General features: G+C 37.6%; 5 protein-coding genes. All 5 read left to right on the plus strand.

All coding sequences use genetic code 11. From position 1 onward, the window contains the following. The coding region (locus tag SINDD18_RS11495; RefSeq protein ID WP_153014403.1) for a PhrA family quorum-sensing system peptide at positions 1-135 on the plus strand (135 nt) is incomplete at its 5' end. Positions 136-449: 314 nt separating this feature from the next. Beyond that, positions 450-746, plus strand: coding sequence for a lactococcin 972 family bacteriocin (locus tag SINDD18_RS02390; RefSeq protein WP_061862957.1), 297 nt, complete (start codon positions 450-452; stop codon positions 744-746). A gap of 102 nt (positions 747-848) precedes the next feature. Next, on the plus strand, positions 849-2864 hold the full coding sequence (locus SINDD18_RS02395) for a DUF1430 domain-containing protein (protein ID WP_061862958.1): 2016 nt from the start codon (positions 849-851) through the stop codon (positions 2862-2864). Position 2865: 1 nt separating this feature from the next. Then, a complete protein-coding gene (locus SINDD18_RS02400) occupies positions 2866-3498 on the plus strand; it encodes an ABC transporter ATP-binding protein (RefSeq protein ID WP_033683279.1) in 633 nt (210 codons plus the stop codon). A 140-nt stretch (positions 3499-3638) separates the two neighbouring features. Beyond that, positions 3639-3917 (plus strand): hypothetical protein, encoded by a 279-nt coding sequence (locus tag SINDD18_RS11595; RefSeq protein WP_061862959.1) that lies wholly within the window; start codon positions 3639-3641, stop codon positions 3915-3917. The last annotated feature ends 59 nt before the right edge of the window (positions 3918-3976 follow it).

Here is a 3976-nt window from a genome sequence, read left to right on the forward strand (position 1 = left end):
CCTGCATTGCTAGGTGTTTTTATGTTTAGTAATACAATTCCTTACCAACAGTTTATTCAGAAGAATAAACAATTGGAGATTCGAGTGCAATCGCAAAAGAAGTCCAATGGTCTTGATGTTGGGAAGGCTGATTGATTTCGTATTACTTTAAAATTCAACTATTTAGAGAAAGGTATTCTTATGAGAGCTTGTAACAATACCAGATAGATATAAGAATGGAGATGTTTAATAAAATGCTTTCATAGCTAACCAACTGTTGAAAATTATGAGTTACAAAATCTAAAGTATTTAAGATTGGTTTATAAAATTAAGTCTCTGTCTGTAGAAAGGAACGTGCAGTTAGAAAGGAGGAAAAAATAGGATACTATAATTCAGACTGAGATTCCTAATTAAAATGTGTAGTTGCATTTCGCTCATTTTCATAATATTTCATTCAGAGGAGTAATAATATGTTAAAAATTAGAAAAGTAGTTGCATCATCCCTTGCCGTTTTGGCATTTAGTTTGGCTTCTCCTGTTTTGGCAGCTTCTCACCGTGGTGGCGAGTGGAACTATGGAGGCCATCATGATCCAAATAATTGGGGAGCATATTCGAATTATTATCATGGTTCACGGTATCACTGGGCCTATGTTGGAAGTAGTGGACGTAAAAATGAAAAAACAGTTTATGCAGGAGAACATAGTGCGGCCTATGCGTTTGTTAATACAAATTTTGGGGAGCAAGTTACATTTGATGCGGGATGGTAAAGAATAATTGAAGAAGATTCTTTTATCAATAGTTTAGTAAGCTTGTTAGTTTATAGGGGGCAGGGGTATTTCTGCCCTCTATTTTAGAATAAGGAATGCACTATGAAAAAATTATTTATACTCATATCCAACCTGCTTGCTAGTTTGTTCTTTGTTTGGGTATTTACCATTTGGACTGATACATATGTCTCCCATTATTACCCCAACGTTGTTGTACGTGATTCTTCCCCTGAAACAACTTTTCAGCATGTTGCTACACGCTTGGAAAAACTAGCAGAAGAAACGGATAGCTTTATTGCGATTCAACACCAAGATCTTAACTCAGAAGGTACTCCAGTGTTTTCTTATACGACCTTTGGGAACGGAAAGTTGCCTGATGGGCTACAGGAAAAAAATCTAGAAGATGCTCAAAGTAGTAGTGTTGAAACAAACTATTTTGTATTCGATGGAAACCTAGATATTCACTTGCTAAGGGAGGAGCTAAGTCAACTTGGCTTGACTAACATGCACCTGACAATTCCATCTAAACTATCTACGTTAATGGCTATCTTTAGTAACGGATTTCAGTTAATCAGTTTATTGATTTTCATCTTAACCTTTGGAGCACTGACTTTAATTAGTCAAATTAGCCAATTACGGTCGTCGGGCATTCGCCTCATTTCAGGAGAGAAACGGTGGTCCATTTTCCTTAGACCAGTTGGTGAGGATTTGAAAGGGATAGTTGTTGGTTTCAGTTTAGCTGGCGTGCTCGCCATTTTTATGCAAAAAATTCTGTCGCTTCCAACGCAATCCCTAATGACCATAGGAGAAGGCTTGCTCAGTTATAATCTCATCTTGTTGTCGATCTCCCTGTTTTTCGCTCAACTCTTCGCAGTTGGAATAAAAAAGATACACCTGATGCAGATTATAAAAGGGCAAGTGCCTGTCAGAGGAATCATTAGTTTGATTTTAATCGGTCAACTATTAGCGATTATTATTGTAACGCTGGGAATAGGGAGTAGTTTAAAGTATTCCCAAGCCTGGCAACAGCATCGGATTGGACAAGAGGTTTGGAGTCAGGAAAGGCAACTGACTATCCTATCAATCAGCCGTGAAGGAACGAGTCCTGGTTTTGATGAACAAGCTCAAAGAAAACTCAGAACTTGGTATCAATTGATGGATCTGGCTGTTTCAGAACAAAAGGCTTTCTTATCTAGACACCAGTTAATTGACCGTACTTTGCAAAATGGCATGGCTTCCTCCAAAAACTTGACAACCTCTACAGAATGGCACGATTACAACCCGAATGGCAATGTCCTTATCGTCACACCGCAATACTTGGAGCGTCAAAACATTCCTGTAGATACAACTATTGAGCAAAAGATGAATCACCTTGATGTAGGGGAGTTTGTCTTATTACTGCCTGAACACCTCCGTTCAGAGGAAGAACATTATAAATCTGTTTTTGAAGACGACTTAACCAGTCGCATATCTAGTAAAGATGAACGACAGCAAATGACTGCTACGGTAGGTTATTTGGAATCAGGTCATGATCGTTTTGTGTATAATACGACCCCTATTTCTTACCAGCAGTTTTTGAAAGATCCAATCATCATTGTTATAACACCCCAATCAACTGGTCCACAGTCCATTGTGTTTTGGGTAGACGCAGTACAGAACTACGTTCTCTTTAATCAATTGTCTGATGCCCAGGAGCTTATCCAGAGACAAGGCATTGAAAATTGGGTCTCAGAAATGCAAACAGGTTACCACAACTACATCACATTATCGGATAATATCCAGAGGGAACGTTGGGTAATGCTAGCAGGAGCTGTGCTTGGGATTGCAACTTCAATCTTGTTGTTTAACACTATGAATAGGCTCTACTTTGAAGAATTTAGACGTGCTATTTTTATCAAACGCATTGCAGGTCTCAGGTTCTTAGAAATCCATCGCACTTATCTCTTTGCTCAACTGGGTGTGTTTTTACTGGGATTTGTTGCGAGTGTATTTCTTCAGGTAGAGATAGTAGTTGCTTTCTTAGTCTTGTTACTCTTCACTGGTCTATCTCTTTTACAGTTACATGTCCAAATGCAGAAAGAAAACAAGATGTCCATGCTTGTTTTGAAGGGAGGTTAATATGATTGAACTTAAACAGGTGAGTAAATCTTTTGGAGAACGAGAGTTATTTTCGAATCTTTCAATGACATTTGAGGCTGGAAAAGTCTATGCCTTAATTGGTTCAAGTGGTAGCGGTAAAACAACCTTGATGAACATGATTGGGAAATTAGAATCTTATGATGGGACGATTTTTTACCGAGGTAAAGACTTGGCAAATTATAAATCGAGTGATTTTTTCCGTCACGAATTGGGCTACCTCTTCCAGAACTTTGGCTTAATTGAAAACCAAAGTATTGAAGAAAACCTTAAGCTAGGTCTCATTGGTCAAAAGTTGAGTCGGTCGGAACAGCGGTTGAGGCAGAAGCAGGCTTTAGAACAGGTCGGCCTGGCTTATCTTAACCTAGATAAGCGCATCTTTGAGTTATCGGGCGGAGAATCGCAACGGGTTGCCTTGGCAAAAGTTATCTTAAAGAATCCACCCCTTATTCTGGCAGATGAGCCAACAGCTTCAATAGACCCAGCAACCTCTCAGTTGATTATGGAGATTTTGCTATCTCTTCGAGATGATAATAGGCTAATCATTATCGCAACACATAATCCGGCAATTTGGGAGATGGCTGATGAAGTGTTCACGATGGATCGTCTGAAATAAAAATCCTTGTTTTTAATTGCACGATGAGTTACTGAAATATTATCATGAATCAATAATTGGAGTTAATTTAGAATTGTACTTTATTAATATTGAGGTAACTTTTTCTTGATAAAGGAAGAAATAGTGGAGAGGAAGTTAGAATGAAAAAATTTGACAATTATATTATTGAGAAGCCTTGCGATTCTAATTCAGATAAACTGCAAAAAATCTTAATAATTGAAAGTTTGGTAAATGATATTTTGCAATTTTCTCTCAGAATCAATAATAGTGTAGGAGAGATTTTCCTCCTACAACCGTTTCAAAAGAAAACTATCTTTATTCCATGTTATTTTGAGGAAGATATTGTGAAAGTCAAAGATGATGATAAAGTTGAGTGGAATTTGTTAGAATTTCAAAAATTTAGAGCATTTTTGGCTTAGTAATCTGTGTTGAAGGCTCAAAACCTATGGTAAAAAAGTAGCTTTGAAAACGTATTGCC

The organism is Streptococcus infantis (assembly GCF_001579645.1).
In the GTDB taxonomy this organism is placed as follows: domain Bacteria; phylum Bacillota; class Bacilli; order Lactobacillales; family Streptococcaceae; genus Streptococcus; species Streptococcus infantis_E.